This window comes from Microbispora sp. CSR-4 (assembly GCF_008033685.1).
In the GTDB taxonomy this organism is placed as follows: domain Bacteria; phylum Actinomycetota; class Actinomycetes; order Streptosporangiales; family Streptosporangiaceae; genus Microbispora.
Genome location: NZ_VJVX01000045.1, coordinates 20493 through 37899, shown reverse-complemented (window position 1 = coordinate 37899; position 17407 = coordinate 20493). Strand labels below are relative to the sequence as shown.

At 71.4% G+C, this 17407-nt stretch carries 17 protein-coding genes; 6 read left to right on the top strand and 11 right to left on the bottom strand.

Features of this window, described 5'->3' with window-relative positions; genetic code table 11:
- Window positions 1–80: 80 nt before the first annotated feature.
- Window positions 81–785, bottom strand: coding sequence for a metal-dependent transcriptional regulator (locus tag FLV34_RS27995; RefSeq protein ID WP_142651143.1), 705 nt, complete (start codon window positions 783–785; stop codon window positions 81–83).
- An 87-nt stretch (window positions 786–872) separates the two neighbouring features.
- Here FLV34_RS27995 and FLV34_RS27990 point away from each other — a divergent pair, with 87 nt between their 5' ends.
- A complete protein-coding gene (locus FLV34_RS27990; RefSeq protein WP_205830972.1) occupies window positions 873–1475 on the top strand; it encodes a UdgX family uracil-DNA binding protein in 603 nt (200 codons plus the stop codon).
- Window positions 1476–1480: 5 nt separating this feature from the next.
- Here FLV34_RS27990 and pdxH read toward each other — a convergent pair whose 3' ends face one another.
- Complete coding sequence (gene pdxH / locus FLV34_RS27985) at window positions 1481–2125, bottom strand: pyridoxamine 5'-phosphate oxidase (protein WP_142651141.1); 645 nt, start codon at window positions 2123–2125, stop codon at window positions 1481–1483.
- A 170-nt stretch (window positions 2126–2295) separates the two neighbouring features.
- Between pdxH and FLV34_RS27980 the strand changes: the two genes are divergently transcribed.
- The gene (locus FLV34_RS27980; RefSeq protein WP_142651140.1) at window positions 2296–3402 is read left to right on the top strand and encodes a citrate synthase 2; all 1107 of its coding nucleotides are present in this window, start codon (window positions 2296–2298) and stop codon (window positions 3400–3402) included.
- Window positions 3403–3654: 252 nt separating this feature from the next.
- On the opposite strand, the gene FLV34_RS27975 is transcribed toward FLV34_RS27980, so the two are convergent.
- Window positions 3655–6381 carry an ABC transporter substrate-binding protein gene (locus tag FLV34_RS27975; protein ID WP_147944495.1) on the bottom strand — a complete coding sequence of 909 codons (2727 nt, stop codon included), beginning with the start codon at window positions 6379–6381 and terminating at the stop codon, window positions 3655–3657.
- Window positions 6382–6505: 124 nt separating this feature from the next.
- Here FLV34_RS27975 and serC point away from each other — a divergent pair, with 124 nt between their 5' ends.
- The 3 genes from serC (at window position 6506) to FLV34_RS27965 (ending at window position 8581) form a co-directional block, all read left to right on the top strand.
- Entirely contained in the window at window positions 6506–7618 is a 1113-nt protein-coding gene (gene serC / locus FLV34_RS27970) for a phosphoserine transaminase (protein ID WP_142651138.1), read from the top strand.
- A 166-nt stretch (window positions 7619–7784) separates the two neighbouring features.
- Window positions 7785–7907 (top strand): hypothetical protein, encoded by a 123-nt coding sequence (locus tag FLV34_RS42745; protein WP_260617490.1) that lies wholly within the window; start codon window positions 7785–7787, stop codon window positions 7905–7907.
- The gene (locus FLV34_RS27965; RefSeq protein WP_142651137.1) at window positions 7904–8581 is read left to right on the top strand and encodes a hypothetical protein; all 678 of its coding nucleotides are present in this window, start codon (window positions 7904–7906) and stop codon (window positions 8579–8581) included. The genes FLV34_RS42745 and FLV34_RS27965 overlap by 4 nt, the downstream gene beginning before the upstream one ends.
- A 12-nt stretch (window positions 8582–8593) precedes the next feature.
- Here the strand turns inward: FLV34_RS27965 and FLV34_RS27960 are convergent, their stop codons facing one another.
- Entirely contained in the window at window positions 8594–9220 is a 627-nt protein-coding gene (locus FLV34_RS27960; RefSeq protein ID WP_142651136.1) for a rhomboid family intramembrane serine protease, read from the bottom strand.
- A gap of 228 nt (window positions 9221–9448) precedes the next feature.
- Here FLV34_RS27960 and FLV34_RS27955 point away from each other — a divergent pair, with 228 nt between their 5' ends.
- The gene (locus FLV34_RS27955) at window positions 9449–10357 is read left to right on the top strand and encodes an SDR family oxidoreductase (protein WP_147944494.1); all 909 of its coding nucleotides are present in this window, start codon (window positions 9449–9451) and stop codon (window positions 10355–10357) included.
- A gap of 211 nt (window positions 10358–10568) precedes the next feature.
- On the opposite strand, the gene FLV34_RS27950 is transcribed toward FLV34_RS27955, so the two are convergent.
- From FLV34_RS27950 to FLV34_RS27915, 7 genes are all read right to left on the bottom strand, one after another.
- Window positions 10569–11366: a crotonase/enoyl-CoA hydratase family protein gene (locus FLV34_RS27950; RefSeq protein ID WP_147944493.1), complete on the bottom strand. Its 798-nt coding sequence runs from the start codon at window positions 11364–11366 to the stop codon at window positions 10569–10571.
- A 15-nt stretch (window positions 11367–11381) separates the two neighbouring features.
- Window positions 11382–12161 (bottom strand): SDR family NAD(P)-dependent oxidoreductase, encoded by a 780-nt coding sequence (locus tag FLV34_RS27945; protein ID WP_142651133.1) that lies wholly within the window; start codon window positions 12159–12161, stop codon window positions 11382–11384.
- Window positions 12162–12194: 33 nt separating this feature from the next.
- Complete coding sequence (locus FLV34_RS27940; protein ID WP_142651132.1) at window positions 12195–12542, bottom strand: STAS domain-containing protein; 348 nt, start codon at window positions 12540–12542, stop codon at window positions 12195–12197.
- A 40-nt stretch (window positions 12543–12582) separates the two neighbouring features.
- The gene (locus FLV34_RS27935; RefSeq protein WP_147944492.1) at window positions 12583–13335 is read right to left on the bottom strand and encodes an energy-coupling factor ABC transporter ATP-binding protein; all 753 of its coding nucleotides are present in this window, start codon (window positions 13333–13335) and stop codon (window positions 12583–12585) included.
- Window positions 13332–14096, bottom strand: coding sequence for a cobalt ECF transporter T component CbiQ (gene cbiQ / locus FLV34_RS27930; RefSeq protein WP_142651130.1), 765 nt, complete (start codon window positions 14094–14096; stop codon window positions 13332–13334). Before cbiQ ends, FLV34_RS27935 begins: the two co-directional genes overlap by 4 nt.
- 195 nt (window positions 14097–14291) lie before the next feature.
- Window positions 14292–15341: an energy-coupling factor ABC transporter permease gene (locus FLV34_RS27920; protein ID WP_142651129.1), complete on the bottom strand. Its 1050-nt coding sequence runs from the start codon at window positions 15339–15341 to the stop codon at window positions 14292–14294.
- A 76-nt stretch (window positions 15342–15417) separates the two neighbouring features.
- Window positions 15418–17292, bottom strand: a complete 1875-nt coding sequence (locus FLV34_RS27915) for a glycosyltransferase family 2 protein (RefSeq protein ID WP_147944491.1) — start codon at window positions 17290–17292, stop codon at window positions 15418–15420.
- Window positions 17293–17407: the final 115 nt, after the last annotated feature.

Here is a 17407-nt window from a genome sequence, read left to right as displayed (position 1 = left end):
GCACGGGCGCTCCTGCGATGGCTGGGTCGCGAGAAATGAAAGGACTCCCTAGGGGATTCAACCAGGCACAACTCATTCCGTCATCGTCTGGTGACAAAAACGTGAGAGGCGACGTCCCTCGGAAGATCCGCGGTCGTGGTTCCCACCTCACCATCACCAGTCACCGTTACACCGTTGTCACTCGCCGCGAGCGTGACCTCGCGTCCCGGTTGTATCCCAACTTGCTTGAGTTTAAGCATCACAGCCGGGTCGCTTTGCACTTGTTCGCTGATTCGGCGCACTACAACGGGCACAGGGGCCTGTCCCGCGAGGGTCACCATGGGAGACACCATCTCATCCCCGGTCGAACCGGACTGGGGCACCCCCAGCTCGTCGAGACCCGGGATCGGGTTGCCGTGCGGGCACACCCGGGGGTTCTTGAGAAGGTTCACGAGCCGGGTCTCCACCGACTCGGACATCACGTGCTCCCAGCGGCACGCCTCGATGTGGACCTCTTCCCAGGGCATGCCGATCACCTGCGTCAGCAGGCACTCGGCGAGGCGGTGCTTGCGCATGACGCGGATCGCGAGCGTGCGGCCCAGCGCAGTCATGCTGAGGTGCCTGTCCCCCTCGACCTTGACCAGGCCGTCGCGCTCCATACGCGCCACCGTCTGGCTGACGGTCGGGCCGCTCTGCTGCAGCCGCTCGGCGATCCGGGCGCGAAGCGGGACGATGCCCTCCTCTTCGAGTTCGAAAATCGTCCGGAGGTACATCTCCGTCGTGTCGATCAGGCCGTGTGCGGTCAAGGCTCCTCCAGTCCTTGTAAATCGATGCTACGACCTCCCCCGTGTTCGCAGCCGACCCTATTGGGGAAGCGACCCAGGATGGGAAACATGGGGGCTCAGCGATTCCTTCCGGCGGAGATCAGCCTGCCCGCGCTCAGGGAGGCCGCGCGGCGCTGCAAGGGCTGCGACCTCTACCGCGCCGCAACGCAGACGGTCTTCGGCGACGGCGCCCCCGACGCGCGGTTCATGCTGGTGGGCGAGCAACCCGGCGACGAGGAGGACCGCGAGGGTGCGCCGTTCGTCGGGCCCGCGGGGCGCGTGCTCGACAGGGCGCTCGAAGAGGCCGGCATCGAGCGCGAGGCGGTGTACGTGACCAACGCGGTCAAGCACTTCAAATACGAGCCACGCGGCAAACGCAGAATCCACCGGAAACCCACCGTGGGAGAGATCAACGCCTGCCGGCCGTGGCTGGAGGCCGAGATGCGGCTGGTGGACCCCGAGGTGACTTTGGTGCTCGGGGCCACGGCCGCCCGGGCGCTGCTGGGCCCGGACTTCCGTGTGACCAGGCACCGGGGAGAGCCGGTCCCCCGGCGCGAGGGGGCCTACTACGTGGCGACGATCCACCCCTCGGCGGTCCTGCGGGCGCCCGACCGGGACGAGGCCTACTCCGGCTTCCTCGCCGATCTCACGGTCGCGGCCGGGCTGCCCTGAAAACTTCAGGGGGCCAGGCGCTCCAGGGTCCAGGCCGCGCCGGTCCGCCGGTAGCGGAGCCGGTCGTGCATGCGGTCGGTCTGGCCCTGCCAGAACTCGACCTCCGCGGGCACCACCCGGAAACCGCCCCAGAAGTCCGGCAGCGGCGGGTCCTGCGGCCAGCGCTCGGCCAGCTCGCGGAACCTGGCGTCGAGCTGCTCCCTCGACTCCACGACCGCCGACTGACGGGAGGCCCACGCGCCGATGCGGGAGCCGTACGGACGAGAGTGGAAGTAGGCGGCGCTGTCCTCGCGCGGGAGCCGTACGACGGAGCCCTCCACGCGGACCTGCCGCCTGATGGGATGCCAGGGGAACAGCAGGCAGGCCCGCGGGTTCTCACCGAGATCGCGGCCCTTGCGGGACTCGTAATTGGTGAAGAAGACGAACCCGCGCTCGTCGAAGCCCTTGAGGAGGACGGTGCGAGCCGAGGGGCGGCCACCGGCGGAGCTGGTGGCGACGACCATCGCGTTCGGCTCCGGCAGGCCCGCGGCGACCGCGTCCGCGAACCACAGCGCGAACTGCGTCACCGGGTCGGCCGCCATGCCGGATTCGAGCAGGGGCTCACCCTCGTAGCTGTGCCGGAGCCCGGGGAGGTGCGAAGCGCTGTCCACGGAAAGGTATTCTCGCGTGCTCGGTACACGTCTCGCTCGGTGGCCCCTGCCTGGGGGAACCCCGTTGGGTAGGGCCGGGGGCGCGACAGTCGGGCGCTGCGGGTTAAATTGACCCGCCGGTATCTCGACATCAAGGCTCTGGACTTCACAAGAGAGGGAGGCGGCCGAGAATGTCCGACTTCAAACCCGGGCTCGAAGGCGTGGTGGCGTTCGAGACCGAGATCGCGGAACCGGACAAAGAAGGGGGCGCCCTGCGTTATCGGGGCGTCGACATCGAAGAGCTCGTGGGCAATGTCTCCTATGGACACGTCTGGGGCCTGCTCGTCGACAACACGTTCCAGCCGGGTCTGCCCCCGGCGGAGCCGTACCCACTTCCCGTCCATTCCGGCGACATCCGAGTAGACGTACAGAGCGCGCTGGCCATGCTGGCGCCGTCGTACGGTTTCCGTCCGCTGCTCGACATCGACGACGACCAGGCCCGCGACGATCTCGCACGCGCCTCGGTCACCGCTCTGTCGTTCGTCGCGCAGTCGGCTCGTGGCCTGGGCCAGCCCATGGTCCCCCAGAAGCGCGTGGACGAGGCCGAGAGCATCGTCGAGCGCTTCATGGTCCGCTGGCGCGGTGAGCCCGACCCCAAGCACGTGAAGGCCATCGACGCCTACTGGACGTCCGCCGCGGAGCACGGCATGAACGCGTCCACGTTCACGGCCCGCGTCATCGCCTCCACCGGGGCCGACGTGGCGGCCGCCCTGTCGGGCGCGGTGGGCGCGATGTCCGGCCCGCTGCACGGCGGCGCGCCGGCGCGCGTGCTGCACATGATCGAGGGCGTCGAGAAGATGGGTGACGCCCGCAAGTACGTCCAGAGCGAGCTGGACAAGGGCCAGCGGCTCATGGGCTTCGGCCACCGGGTCTACCGGGCCGAGGACCCCCGTGCCCGCGTGCTGCGGCGTACGGCCAAGGAGCTGGGCGCGCCCCGCTACGAGGTCGCGGCCGCGCTCGAGACCGCCGCGCTCGAGGAACTGCACGCCCGCAAGCCCGACCGGGTCCTCGCGACCAACGTGGAGTATTGGGCCGCGGTGGTCCTCGACTTCGCCGAGGTGCCGTCGAACATGTTCACCTCCATGTTCACCTGCGCCCGGACCGCCGGCTGGGCCGCCCACATCCTGGAGCAGAAGCGCACGGGCAGGCTGGTCCGCCCCAGCGCCAACTACGTGGGCCCGAAGCAGCGCTCCATCAACGAGGTGCCCGGCGCCGCCGAGGTCATCGGCAAGGTCTGAGGCCCCGGGCGCGGGTCGCGGCCCTGCGGCGTGCCACAAGCTCCGAGAGACCGCAGGGCCCGCCCGCGCACCCGTCGGCACACGTGACGGCCCGTTCCCTTCCGGGGAGCGGGCCGTTTCCGCGTACGGCTCGCTCACGCGTACGGCTCGCTCACGCGTACGGCTCGTTCACGCGTACGGCTCACTCACGCGCACGGCTGGCTCACGGGTCCTGCCGCTGAGTGGTCCTGACCCCGACCAGGCCCCGAGGCGTCAGCGGCCGGAGTCCGCTGGCCCGGCTGCGGGCCCGGCTGTGGGCCCGGCTGTGGGCGGGGCCGTGGACAAGGCCGAGGCCGAGGGAGCCGCCGGGGCGTTCGGCACCGGGCGCTCCGCGTCGAGGTTCTGGCAGATGCCTCTGGTGTCCGGGGGCTCGGTGGTCGCGAGGAGCCCGCAGCGGACCGCGACCTCGGACTTCCCCGAATCGGTCACCTTCAGGATCGCGATGGCCTTGTTCTCGGGCTGGTGGACGGTGGCGCCGAAGGAGATGACCCCGCTGGAGCCGTTCCACCTGTCGCGCGGGGAGATGAGGGAGATCTGGTAGAGCAGGTCTCCCCTGCTGGGCAGCCCGCCCCGATAGGCCGCGTTGACGCGCTCGTAGAACAGCTTGACGGCGTCGTAGCTGAGGATGAGGTTGTCGTCGGACTCCTTGGCGTGCCGGCCGCCCAGGAGGCCCTGGAGGAAGCCCGTGGGCGCCGCCGCGCCGTCCCGCCACAGTTCGCGGCTCGCCAGCGCCGCGTAGTAGACCCGGACACGCCGGTAGTTCCCGATCTCGGCGCCGCTGTTGGCCACCGCCTTGATGACGTCGTCGCCCGCGAGGACCTTGATCTGCTCCTTGCCGCAGTCCTTGCCCTCGACGTAGCGCAGGAAGTCGAGGAAGTCGGCCGCGCGCCCCGCGTAGAGGACCAGGTCGGGCCGGTGGGCGCAGGCCCGGCTCACCGCCATGTCCATGCCGGTCCCCCGGTCCTTGTAGGGGACGCTCTCGGTGATCTTGATCCGCTCCGCCCTGGCCTCGCTCACGTAGTCGTCGGCGAGGTTGTTCGTGTAGTTGTCGTTGTCCGTCTGGTCCTTGACGACCACCGCGGTCGGCTCGGGCACGGCGCGGAAGAGCTGCTCGCGGGCGAACCGGACGGCCAGCCGCGCCTGCCGCAGGTTCGACGGCCCCAGGCGGAACACGTACGGCGAGGGGTAGTCGGACCCGGCGGAACCGTCCGGGACGTACCCGAGCCGGTCGGCCGTCGCGGTGGTGACCAGCATCGGGATCTTCGCCGTGTGCAGCGTCCTGATGGCGTCCCCGACGCCGCTGACGCTGCGCTGGAAGCCGATCACCCCGAGCATGCGCGGGTCCTCGGCCGCCATCTCGCTGACCAGCTCGGCCGTACGCCGTCCCTGGGCGAAGTTGGTCCCGGCGTTGGCCACCAGCACCTGGAGGCGGGGCGCGCTCGAGACGCCCCGCTGGTATTCCTCCACGGCCGCCAGCTCCGCCCGGGCCCCGACGAACGCGCTGTCGTTCTCGTTCTCCGCGACGGAGTATTCGCCGAACAGCACCACGCTTACGTACGTCCCGGCCTTCCTGGCCAGTGCGTTGTTGCCGTCGATCCTGGCGACGAGATCCTTTATGTCCTTCGAGGGGAAGATGTCCTCCGGGGCCGGGCCGTCGGCGTTCACGACGCCGACGCACTCCGTGCCGATGCGCTCGACCCACGACAGGCCGCCGCAGTGCGCGTTCCGGTCCTGCTGGATGCGTCCCAGCAGGACGACCGGCCCGATCAGCAGCAGCGCCATCACGCACCAGTAGCCGATCGCCCGCATCCGGGGGGCCAGCAGGTGCGGCCGATAGTCGTCGTCCAGCGGCATCGTGGGCGCGCTGACCATCAGCCGCAGCGGCGGCACCCTCCGCCGCGCCGCCGTCCGCCACGCCGACACGAGCGCGGGCAGGTCCGCCAGCCGGCCGGCGGTGACCGGGCGGCGGCCCGGCGCGAACGACTCGGGCACCGCGGCCAGCGCGAGGAGCGGCGGCAGCAGGCCGGTCTCCTCTACCGTCTCCTCCAGGGTGCGCAGGAACCGCTCGTTGACGTCGCCGGGCCAGCGCGCGTCGAGGACGAGCATCGCGTAGAGGCCGCGCCCCCAGCTCGGCCACGGGATCAGCCACTTTCCGTAGGCCTGGCGCAGGTCCTGGCACAGCGCGTGGACGAGCAGCCGCTCGATCTCCGCCTCGCTCGCGTTGGCGATGCGCAGCGCGTACTTCGGCAGGCGTTCGAAGGGCTTCCTGGCGAGGTAGGGCTGCTTCCTGAACCAGCCGTTGAAGAAGGACCCCCGGATCGAGAGCATGGCCTGGATCAACGTGCCGACGACGGCGACGAGCACGCCCAGCGCCCACGGGACCACGCCGACCAGGTCGGAGGCGCCGCCCAGCGACCAGACGGCGAGCGTGCCCACCGGCACCCAGGTGGTGGCCGCGCGGCCGATGAAGTCCGCCGCGGTCCTGCGCCCTCTGTCGCCGCCGTACCTGCCCCTGCGCCAGTCCTTGAGCCGCTCCTTGAACTCGTCCTGGCCCGTACGCGACCGGGGATCGGGCGGCCAGGTCCGGGCGGGCACGTCGACCTGCTCCCCGGGAGGCGGCTCCTCGCGCTGACGCCGCGCCCACAGCACGAACTGGACGAGCGGGAACCGCGGCGGGGGCAGGAACGAGCCGCCGACCGGCTTGCCGAGCTGGCCGTGCTCGCCCGCCAGCGCCTCGACCAGCTCGCGCAGCGTGTCGTACTCCCCCGCCCGCACCGTGGCCTGCGGGAGGAAGTCCTCGAAGGGCTCGGCGAGGCGCCGGGCCGTGTCGAACGCGCCGCCGTCGCGGCCGACGACGAGGACCAGAGGCAGTGGACGGTCGGCCCGCCAGATGAACGGCCTGCGAACCAGTGCCTCGATGACGGCGTGCGGGTCGGCCACGCGAAAGTCTCCCGGGAGGCGGAGTGCCGGTCTTCAGGTGGTGTGTGATCTTAAAACCCGACCATGATGTCTCAGAATCCGGACCATGGTCTAGAGCATCCGCAGGTCTCACTAGGCTTGAACCGTGGCTGACATCGTGATTCCCGCTGACATCAAGCCCGCCGACGGCCGCTTCGGCTGCGGGCCCTCGAAGGTACGCCCCGAGCAGCTCGCCGCTCTGGCCGACGCCGGGGCGAAGGTGATGGGCACCTCCCACCGGCAGAAGCCGGTGAAGAACCTCGTCGCCCGCGTCCGCGCCGGGCTCACCGACCTGTTCTCCCTCCCGGAGGGGTACGAGGTCGTGCTGGGCAACGGCGGCACCACGGCGTTCTGGGACATCGCGTCCTTCGGGCTGATCCGGGAGAAGTCGCAGCACCTGCACTTCGGGGAGTTCTCCTCGAAGTTCGCCACGGTCGCGAAGAAGGCTCCCTGGCTCGCCGATCCCTCGGTCATCAAGGCGGAGCCGGGCAGCCACCCGCTGCCGGTCGCCGAGGAGGGCGTGGACGTCTACGCGCTCACCCACAACGAGACCTCGACCGGCGTCGCGATGCCCATCAAGCGGGTCATCGATGACGAGTCGCTCGTCCTCGTCGACGCCACCAGCGGCGCCGGCGGCCTGCCGGTCTCCGCCGAGGAGTTCGACGTCTACTACTTCGCCCCGCAGAAGAGCTTCGCCTCCGACGGCGGCCTGTGGATCGCGCTGTTCTCGCCGAAGGCGCTGGCCCGGGTGACGGAGATCGCCGAGAGCGGCCGGTTCGTCCCCGAGTTCTTCAGCCTCCCGACCGCGATCGACAACTCGGTCAAGGACCAGACGTACAACACCCCGGCGGTCGCCACGCTGTTCCTGCTGGCCGAGCAGCTCGACTGGATGAACGCCCAGGGCGGCCTCGCCTGGACCACCGCCCGGTCGGCCGACTCCGCCTCGCGCCTGTACACCTGGGCCGAGAAGACGTCGTACACCACGCCGTTCGTGGCCGACCCGGCGCAGCGCTCCAACGTCGTCGGCACCATCGACTTCGACGACGCGGTGGACGCCGCGGCGGTCGCGAAGGTGCTGCGGGCCAACGGCATCGTGGACACCGAGCCCTACCGCAAGCTCGGCCGCAACCAGCTGCGGATCGCGATGTTCCCGGCGATCGACCCTGCCGACATCGAGGCGCTGACCACCTGCGTCGACTACGTGGTCGAGCGGCTCTAACGGTTCTCGCGGCGGCCGCCTCTCCGGCGGCCGCCGATCCCGCCGGCGGTCTCCGGACCGTCGGCTTTTTCGTTTCTCCGGCCGGTGGTTTCTCCGGCCTTGTAACGGTGTGCGGCGCTCCGTCCACGCAGGGATGTGTTTTCTCACACGACCGAGGGGAGCGCCGGTGCGCCGTAGACAGACGGGTCCGGCGGGCTTCGCCCGTGATCCCGACGCGTTCGAGGCCTTCTACCGGCGGCATGTCCAGCGCTTTCCCGGGGTCATGGAACTGATCGGAGGAACGAAGTGAACGCCACTTTCGAGGACAGACTGCTCGCGCAGCTCAAGGCGGAGATCGTGGCCCGTGAGGCGCGGACGCGCGTGCCGGCCGTACGCCGGATCGCCCGGCCCCGATACCTGGCCGGCGCCGTGGTCGCCGCCGCCGCGGTGGCCGCCGCCGTACCGCTGGTGGTCGGCGGGCAGACCCCGGCGTACGCGCTGACGAAGAACCCGGACGGCTCGATCAACCTCAAGATCAACGAGTTCCGGGACCCGGACCAGGTCGAGCGGGACCTGGCGAAGATGGGTGTGCACGCCGACATCACCTATCTGCCACTGGGCAAGAGGTGCGCCGACGGGCGCGCTCCCTTCGTGAAGGGCGACCGGACCTCCTTCGCCAAGAAGGACCTGGAGAGCAGGGACCCGGCCGTCCAGGCGCGCATCCGGAGGCAACTGGAGAACACGCCGTCGAGCAAGGCGATCCGGCCGGAGAACGGCATCACCATCCACCCCGAGTTCATCGAGCCGGGGCAGACCGTCATGATCGAGGTCAACGAGAATCCGGTGGAGCCGGACGCCGGCCACCCGGGAGTCGCCTGGCAGTTCTCGGGGCGGCTGACGGAAGGGCCCGTGCAGCCCTGCCGGGTCGTCGACGACCCCACCGCGTTCGAGATCGGGAACGCCACGCCGTCTCCCGGCTCGTGAGCCGTTCGCGGGTCAGATCGTCACGGGCCTGCGGCGGCGCAGCAGCCAGGCGGCCAACACGCCGCCGATGAGGCCGAACAGGTGGCCCTGCCAGGAGACGCCCGGCTGGGTGGGCAGGGCTCCCCACAGGATCGAGTAGTAGAGCACGGCGACCACGACGCCGAGCACGATGTCGAGGGTCCGGCGGTCGAAGAGGCCCCGGGCCACGACATAACCGAAATATCCGAAGACGAGGCCGCTCGCGCCGATCGTCAGGGTGTCCGGCGGGCTGGTGAACCACACGCCCAGCCCGCTGACCAGGATGACGACCAGGCTCGCCGCGAGGAACCTGCCGATCCCCCGGATGGCGGCCACGAACCCCAGGATCAGCAGCGGCACCGAGTTCGCCATCAGATGGCCGAACCCGGCATGCAGGAACGGCGCGAACAGGATCCCGGGCAGGCCGTCCGTTTCATGGGCGACGATGCCATACCTGTCGAGCCGTCCGTCCTCCACGTAGTCGACGATCTCGATCGCCCACATCACCGAGACGAGCACGATCATCAGGATCGCGCTGCCGAGGGCGCCGGTGAGCAGCGCCGACGTTCGCTCCCGCATCGACCGGCCCGGCCGGGGGAGCCCGGGCCCGGAATCACTCATGCTTTCACCGTACGCAGTCCCGCTCACAAACGAGCGGACTGCCCTGATCCGGCGGGATCATGCCATGGGGTTGCCAGGAGGGCCGGGCGGGAGTATCAAGAACCACCTGGCGTTCCTGTGCATGGACCCGACCGATCCGCAGCACTGGTCGTCCACGAGGCGCAGCGAGGGGCGATCCTGGCCCTGCCCGGCGAGGCGGCGGCCGCGTGCCCGCTCGAAGGAGATCGCATGAACGACACCCAGCCGCTCGCCGGGAAGGTCGCCCTGGTCGCCGGAGGCACGCGGGGCGGCGGACGCGGCATCGCCGTCGAGCTCGGGGCCGCGGGCGCCACGGTCTACGTCACCGGCCGCAGCAGCACGGCCGGCCGCTCCGACCTGGACCGCCCGGAGACCATCGAGGAGACCGCGGCGCGGGTCACCGCCGCCGGCGGCACCGGCATCGCGGTGCGCACCGACCACAGCGACCCCGAGCAGGTGCGCGCCCTGGTCGACCGGATCGCCGCCGAGCGGGACGGGCGGCTCGACGTCCTGGTCAACTCGGTGTGGGGCGGCGACGCGCTGATGGACTGGGAGCATCCCCTGTGGGAGCAGGACATCGACACCGGCCTGCGCGTGCTGCGCCGGGCGGTGGAGACGCACATCATCACGAGCCGGTTCGCGCTTCCGCTGATGGTGGCCCGCCGGAGCGGCCTGGTCGTGGAGGTCACCGACGGCAACACCGCCCGCTATCGCGGCGTGTTCTTCTACGACATCGCCAAGTCCACCGTGATCCGCCTCGCCGTCGCCCAGGCCGCGGAGCTGAAGCCGTACGGCGTGGCGGCGGTCGCCATCACGCCGGGTTATCTGCGGTCGGAGGCGATGCTCGACCACTTCGGCGTGACCGAGGCCACCTGGCGGGACGCGATCGCGCAGGATCCTCACTTCGCCCATTCCGAGACCCCCGCCTACCTGGGACGGGCCGTCGCCGCCCTGGCCGCCGACCCCGGCGTCATGGCCAAGACCGGACGCGCGCTGGCCACCTGGGGGCTCTACAAGGAGTACGGCTTCACCGACGTGGACGGCACCCAGCCGGACTTCGCCGCCCACTGGGCGGACGCGCTGGAGGAGGAGCACGGCCCGCTCGGCGACCCGCTCTGACCCGGCTTCGCGCTCGCCCGGCGTCCGGCCCCTGCGAGCAGCGGGAGGCGGGCAAAGTGAAGCGGCGGGGAGCGGGAAGGGGCGGGAAGCGGGAAGGGGCGGGAAGCGGGAAGGCCGCGAGGCGACGTCTGCGACGGGCCCGGACATGGCTCGGGGCGCCCCTGGACGGAGCGCCCCGAACGGTTCCCGCGGGTCCCTGCGAAGGTGCGGTCTACTCGCCCTTCCAGATGGGGGCGCGCTTCTCGGCGAACGCCGCCGCGCCCTCCATCGCGTCCTTCGAGGCGAAGATCGGGCCCACGATCTCGCTCTGCCTGCGGAACATCTCGTCGAGCGGCCAGTCGGCCGACTCGACGATGACCCGCTTGGTCGCGGCGAGCGCCAGCGGCGCGTTCTTGGCGATCGTGCGGGCCAGTTCGAGCGCGCCGTTGAGCGCCTCGCCCGGGTAGGTGATCCGGTTGACCAGCCCCAGCTCGTACAGCCGGGCCGCCGGATAGTGATCGCCGGTCAGGGCGATCTCCATGGCGGCGTGGTACGGGATCCGGCGCGGCAGCCGCATGATCCCGCCCGCGCCGGCGACCAGGCCGCGCTTGGGCTCGGGAAGGCCGAACTTGGCCTCCTCGGACGCCACGATGATGTCGCACGACAGCGCCAGCTCGAAGCCGCCCGCCAGCGCGTATCCCTCGACCGCGGCGAGGACGGGCTTCCTGGGCGGCGCCTCGGTGATGCCGCCGAAGCCCCGGCCCTCGACCACCGGCATGTCGCCGGTGAGGAAGCCCTTCAGGTCCATCCCCGCGCAGAACGTGCCACCGGCCCCGGTGAGGACGATCGCGGACACGTCGGGGCTGCCGTCCAGCTCGTCCATGGCGGCCGCGATCCCGCGCGCCACCGCGCCGTTCACGGCGTTCCTGGCCTTGGGCCGGTTGATGGTGACGACGGCCACGCCGCCGTCGACGATCTCTACGAGTACCGCGTCCGGCTCGGCGGCCGGCCCGGAGTTGACCTCGGACACCTGACCTCACTCGCCTTACTTGGGCTGGAAGCGGATGCCGCCGTCGAAACGGATGACCTCGCCGTTCATGTAGTCGTTCTCGATCAGCACGCGCACCAGGTGGCCGAACTCGGAGGCCTTGCCGAGCCGCTTGGGGAACGCGACCGGCGCGATGAGCTTGGCCTTGAACTCCTCGGCGTTCTTGTCGCCGATCTTCCCGTAGATCGGGGTGTCGATGATGCCCGGGGCGATGGTCAGCACGCGCACGCCGATGGCCGCGAGGTCGCGGGCCGCGGGGAGGGTCATGCCGATGATGCCGCCCTTGGACGCGGAGTACGCCACCTGGCCCGTCTGGCCCTCGATGCCGGCCACCGACGCGGTGTTGATGACGACGCCGCGGGCGCCGTCCTCGTCCACCGGCTCGGTCTTGGCCATGGCCGCCGCGCCGATGCGCATGAGGTTGAAGGTGCCGATCAGGTTGACGTCGATCACCTTGCGGTAGGACGCCAGGTTGTGCGGCGAGCCGTCCCGGTTGACCGTGCGCTCGGCCCAGCCGATGCCGGCGCTGCTGATCACGGCGCGCAACGGCTTGCCGGTGGCGACCGCCGCCTCCACCGCGGCCTGCACCGACGCCTCGTCGGCCACGTCGGTGTGGGCGAACACGCCGCCGATCTCGTCGGCCAGCGCCTTGCCGCGCTCCGCGTTCAGGTCGGCCACGACCACGGTCGCGCCGACGCGGGCCAGCTCGCGGGCCGTGGCCTCGCCGAGGCCGCTGGCACCGCCCGAGATGATTGCTGCTGCTCCGTTCAGATCCATAGCCGGACCTTAACGCGCGAACCGAATGAAGTTCTACTCGGGGTGCTGCAAAATCGCGGTATCGACGTCGGGGTAGACCTTGATCCGCCGATCCAGGCCGGTCGTACGCAGGATGCGGGCCACCGGAGGCTGCGGCGAGGCGAGGCATACGGCGCCACCCTCGCTCGTGGCGAGCCGCCAGGCCTCGATGAGCACGCTGAGCCCGCTTGAGTCCATGAACGACAGCTCGGCGAGGTCCAGCACGAGTGTCGGGCCGTCGTCGCGTATGGCGTCCCGTATCTCGTCACGCAGGAACGGAGCCGTGAACAAGTCGAGCTCCCCCTCCACGGCCACCACCACGACGGCGTTGGAAAGCGATTGGCGGGCGAGCCGCAGCTTCATCGTCGGGACCTCCTCAGCTCCGGCCCACTTTACTTATCCATCACCCCGGCTGAGCAGGGACGGCGAAGCCGTAGGGAAGTTCGAGCCGGTGCGCGGCCAGCAACCGCGCGTCGGCGAGCAGCTCGCGCGTCGGCCCGTCGGCCGCGATCACCCCCTCGGACATCACCAGCGAGCGCTCGCACAGCTCCAGCGCGTACGGCAGGTCGTGGGTGACCATCAGCACGGTCACGTCCAGGCTCTTGAGGATCTCGGCCAGCTCGCGGCGGGAGGCCGGGTCGAGGTTCGACGACGGCTCGTCGAGCACGAGGATCTCCGGCTCCATCGCCAGCACCGTGGCCACCGCCACCCGACGGCGCTGGCCGAAGGACAGGTGGTGCGGCGGCCGGTCGATCGCGTCCAGCATGCCGACCCGCTCCAGCGCGTCGCGCACCCGGCGGTCGAGCTCCGCGCCGCGCAGCCCGAGGTTGGCCGGGCCGAACGCGACGTCCTCCCGCACCGTCGGCATGAAGAGCTGGTCGTCCGGATCCTGGAACACCAGCCCGACCCGGCGGCGGATCTCCCGCAGGGTGTCCGCGCGTACGGGGAGCCCGGCCACCTCCACCGTCCCGTGGCCTGCCGTGAGGATGCCGTTGAGGTGCATGACGAGCGTGGTCTTGCCCGCGCCGTTCGGGCCGAGCAGGGCGACCCGCTCCCCCCGCTCGATCGTCAGGTCCACGCCGTACAACGCCTGTGTCCCGTCGGGGTAGGCGTACGCGAGCCTGCTCACCGTGAGCGAGGGGCTGCCGGGGGTCATGTCGTGCTCCACGCCAGTAGGGCCGTCACCGCGGCGAGGCAAGGCAGCATGCCCGCCATCGCCCAGTCTCGCCCAGTTGCTGATATATCCCTAATCGTCGGCATCTCGCCCATGTAGCCGCGGCTCAGCATGGCGAGATGGACCCGCTCCCCCCGCTCGTACGCGCGGATGAACAGGGCGCCCGCCGACTTCGCCAGCACGGGGGCCTGCCGGAGGTCCCGGGCGACGAATCCCCGCGACTCCCTGGCGATCCGCATGCGCCGCATCTGGTCGAGGATCACGTCCAGGTAGCGCAGCATGAACGTCGCGATCTGCACGAGCAGCCGGGGCAGCCGCAGCCGCTCGGCGCCGAGCAGCATCATGCGGGGCTCGGTCGTGGCCGCCAGCAGGATCGAGGCGACCACGCCCAAGGTGGCCTTGGCCAGGATGTTCCAGGCCGCCCACAGGCCGGGGGCGCTCAGCGACAGGCCGAGCACCTGCACCCGCTCGCCGGTGCCGATCAGGGGGATCGCCAGCGCGAACAACACGAACGGCACCTCGATCGCCATGCGCCGGACGATCACGCCGGCCGGCACCCGGGCGGCGACCGCGACGGCGGCCAGCAGCAGCGCGTCGACGGCGAACGCCCAGAAGCGCTCGCGCGGCGTGGCGACCACGAACACCGCGAACGCGACGACCGCCGCCAGCTTGCACTGGGGCGGCAGCCGGTGGACGGGCGTGTCGGCGGGCCGGTAGATCGGGTGATGGTGTCCGGCACTCACTTCGCACTCACCGTGTCATCATCGCCGTCATCATCGCCGTCATCATCGCCGCCCCGTCCCGCCCGGCACGCGGGCAGGCCGCTCACGGCCTCGGCGGCGCGGTGGCCGTCGTGGCCGTCGTGGCCGTCGTGGCCGTCGTGGCCGTCGTGGCCGTCGTGGCCGTCGTGGCCGTCGTGGCCGTCGAGCTCGCGCGGCTCACCGGGCGCTCGCGGGCGTCATGGCGTCGGTTCCGCGCCTGCGCCGGCGGACGACGTAGAAGACGCCGCCTCCGGCCGCGACCGTCAGCGCGACGCCCGCCACCCCGGCCAGGCCGTTGGACAGCCGCTGGTTCTCCACGCCCTTGACGCTGTATCCGGCCAGCGGGCCGTTCTCCGCCGCGTGCGGCTTCTCCTGCGCGCTCAGGCCCTTGTCGGCCGCCACCTTCTCCAGCCCGTCGGGGGCGCTGGAGGCGTAGAACGAGACGACACCGGCCAGCAGCACGGCCACGAGCGCGCCGCCCACGAGCACCGGGCGCAGGCCCATCCGGGCCGGAGGAGCCTCCGGAGCCGCCGGCCCGACCTCGACGTCCCCGTCGGCGGTGCGCAGCGTCAGCGTCCTGGTCATGCCGCGCGCGCCGTACACGAGGTCGGGACGCACGGCCAGCACGCTGCTCACGGTGAGCGCGGTGATGAAGCCCTCGCCGAGCCCGATGAGCAGGTGCACGCCGACCATCGCGGCGGCGACCGAGCCCGGCTCGATCGGCGCGGTGCCGCCGAGCCAGAACAGGGCAGTGAACACGAGCGCCGCCGTCGGCACGGAGACCAGCGCCGCCACGAACGACGCGGCCACCAGCGTCGGCCGCCCGCGCGGCGCACCCCGCGTGATCAGCCGGAAGACCGCCCAGCCGACGACCGAGGTCACGATCGCCATCAGCGTGATGTTGACGCCCAGCGCGGTCAGCCCGCCGTCGGCGAAGAAGAACCCCTGCACGAGCAGCACGACCGCGACGCATAAAACGGCGGTGTACGGCCCGACGAGTATCGCCGCCAGGGCCCCGCCGAGCAGGTGACCGCTGGTGCCGGCCGCCACGGGGAAGTTGAGCATCTGCGCCGCGAATATGAACGCGGCCACCAGGCCCGCCATGGGGGCCGTTCTGTCGTCGAGCTCCCGTTTCGCGCCGCGAAGGCACACGGCCACCCCGGCGGCGGCGAAGACTCCGGCACCGACGGACACGGGAACGTCGAAGAACCCATCGGGCACGTGCACGGCTTATAACCCCTTCGAAACGGACGAATCTCCTCCCACTTTAGAGCACGAGGTTGTAGTTGCAAATAATTCGCAATTAGCGCTGCCGCAGGTGCCTGGCCATCCGCCTGACCACGGTCAACGGGGTCACCACCCGCACCGACACGCTGAGCCGCCGGTTGACCGCCGTGGCGTACGGCCGGATGGTCCACTGCGCCACTCCCCCTCTCAGCGCGCCGCGCCACCACCGCAGGGGCCGGTCCAGCGCGTCGGCCTCGGCGACCTTGACCGGGAAGCGCACCGGAGGTCCGCCGAGGCCGAGTTCGAGGTAGGCGTCCCAGGTGCCGGGCCGCAGGCCGGCGGTCTCGGCCGCGAACTCCCGCGGCCCGGCCGCCACGGCCCGCTCCCGGTGTTCGCGTCCGGACGCCCGTTCACGCCAGATCACCTGCCGTACGGCCGCGGCGGCGGCCTCCTCGCCCACCAACGCCCTGCCCTCCACGCGCAGCCGCCTGCCCCGCCACCGCGTCCGCGTGAGCCGTACGACTGCGGGGACCCGCACGACGTGCCCCCCGAGGTCGAGGCCGAGATGGCCGTGGGACCGGGTGAGGAAGGGCACCGCGACGACCCCGCCCACCATGTGGGCGGCCGGAACGCCGACGCCGGGTTCGCGGCGGGAGCCGAGCCTGGCGAGCCTGCGCGCCCCCTCGCACTCGACGGCCACGTGGATGTCCCACACTCCGGGCGGCAGCGCCGCCACGTCGAGCACGGCGGTGAAAGAGGCGCCGGTCGCGCCGTGGGTCACGAACGGCACACGCTCCTGGCGCGACGCGCGCTCGCGCAAGACCACGCCCACAGCACCGGTCAACCCCATGTCGCCCGGCAGACCGTCCGACCGGCCGTCCGACCGGCCGCCCGGCAGGCCGTCCATGTCGCCGAGGGCGGCCCATCCTTCGATCACCAGGCGGTCGCCCCGCCACTCGACGCCGGTCAGCCGATGCCGCAGCGGCGCGGCCTCGACGAGCGCGAGCCGTACGAGCCGGTCGGGGTCGTCGAGCGCGGCGACGCGGGCGGCGTCGACGCCGTCGAGACCGGCGCGCACGCCCGGCGTCAGCCACTGGCCGCAGATGTCGGCCACCTCGACGGCGATCTTCTCGCGCTCGGCCTCGCAGGCCGCCAGGAACGGCACCCCGAGCTGGGCGAGCACGTCGCGGCGCAGGTGCCGCAGGAGCAGGCGGTCGCGCAGCGCGCCGGGCGGCACGTGCCGCGCCATGACCTCGATGGGCGTGCGGACCACGCGCAGCCAGCCGAGCGGGTCCCGCGCGGACGCCTCGCCCCCGCCCTCCGCGGAGCGCCGTTCCGCGTAATAGCAGTCCCCGTCCGCGACCACCGAGATCACCCGTGCATGGCAGTACGCGTGGACGGCGAAGGTCATGTCCTCGCCACGCCGCTGCGTCTCGTCGAACCGGATGGCGTGCCGCTCCAGGAAGTCCCGGCGGAAGAGCTTGAAACAGGACAGATCGTCATAGACCGCGGTTAAGGAGGCCCTGTCGGCGCTCTCCCGCAGCCCCTGGCGGGCGCCGGCGATCCTGCCCACGACGACGTCGGCGCCGTTCCGGTCGGCCACGGCGACGAGGCGGGCCAGCGCGTCGGGCGCGAGATGGTCCCCCGCGTCGCAGAAGAAGACGTAGCGGCCGGATGCCCGTTCGAGCCCGCGGTTGCGGGCGCCGCCGGGCGTGCCGGGCTGGGCGTCCTGGATCACGGTGATCACGCGCGGGTGGTGGGCGGCGTAGAGGCCGAGCAGCGCGCGGGTGCCGTCGCGCGAACCGCCGTCGACCACGACGATCTCCTTGGCGACCCGCTGCACGAGCAACGAGGTGAGGCAACGGTCGAGCGACGCCCGGCGGTTGTACGCCGGGACGACGACGCTGACGTCGATCCCCCGATCGACGCGTTGGCCACTCCCCGTATCCATCGCACTTCATTATGTGCCGACGACCCGCCCCACCTCCGTCTCCGCCGCGCCGGGCACTGCATCGCGTTCTCCGCGACGGAGTAGCGAGCCCGGCCGCGACGCGGGAAACTGAGCG